The following is a 1038-nucleotide window of genomic DNA, read 5'->3' as shown; positions in this document are numbered from 1 at the left end:
TGCTGTGTTGCATAACTCTGGTTCTTCGACCCACACAGAAAAGATGCCGGACGTCCCTTCCGTCCCTCCATGCCAAGAACCGAACGTTGGGGACGCCCGTACCCTGACAATCGCGACTGGAGTATATATAATGCACTCCTGGTCAAGCGCGGCGAGTTTTACCTTTCTTTGGACTTCATTGATCGGTGGGATGAGCATCTCTCCCAGATGAACGCCGGCAAGCGTGGTCGGCCGTTTCAGTATCCTGAGTCATTCATTGCGTGGATGGCCGGGATTCACACCTTCCTGCAGATGCCCTACCGCCAGATGGAAGGATTTGTCCGGAGACTCGCAGCATTCATTCCCGGCCTCAAAGCAGCCGATTATACCACGCTCTTCCGCCGGATCCAGCGTCTCGATCTCTCGTTACCGGTTGTTCCCGAGCTCCTCGGTGAGGATATCATCGTCGCCGCGGATAGCACCGGGATCAAGGTCACGAACCGGGGGGAGTGGATGCGCGAAAAGTGGCGGGTCAGACGCGGTTGGATCAAACTGCACGTCATGATCGACGTCGAGACCAACCAGGCTCTCGGGCTGGAGATCACCGATGAATCTGTACAGGACGACCAGATGTTCATCCCGCTCCTCGACCAAACCCAGCAGCACGGGAGCGAGGAACATCCGGTGTACCGGGTGCTCGCCGATGGCGCCTACGACCGAAACGAACTCTTCAACACCCTCGAACAGCGGAGGATCGCCTCCGGCATCAAGACTCGGGTTGATGCCGCGACGCATTCGACCGGGTCGCCCTATCGCGCTGAATGTGTTCGGGACCGAAACCGATGGGGCGGATATCCGATGTGGTCGCGGGTAGTCACGTATGGTATGCGGTGGAAGGCCGAAGGGTTCTTCTCCGGCTTCAAACGGATCTTCGGGGAAGGAGTACAGGCGACATCTCAGGAGGGCATGTTTCGTGAAATCCGGATGAAGGTGAACTGCTATAATAGAATGCTGGCTCTGGCAGGAGGACAAGCATCATAGGGATTATGCAACACAGCA

The 1038-nt window shown here is 57.0% G+C and carries 1 pseudogene; it reads left to right on the top strand.

What is annotated here, in order from left to right:
* Positions 1 to 130: 130 nt before the first annotated feature.
* A pseudogene (locus tag HL657_RS13420) lies at positions 131 to 1020 on the top strand (IS5 family transposase).
* Positions 1021 to 1038: the final 18 nt, after the last annotated feature.

Origin of the sequence: Methanoculleus nereidis, assembly GCF_032944295.1 — an archaeon.
Lineage (GTDB): Archaea > Halobacteriota > Methanomicrobia > Methanomicrobiales > Methanoculleaceae > Methanoculleus > Methanoculleus nereidis.
This window is presented reverse-complemented; position numbering and strand designations above follow the sequence as displayed.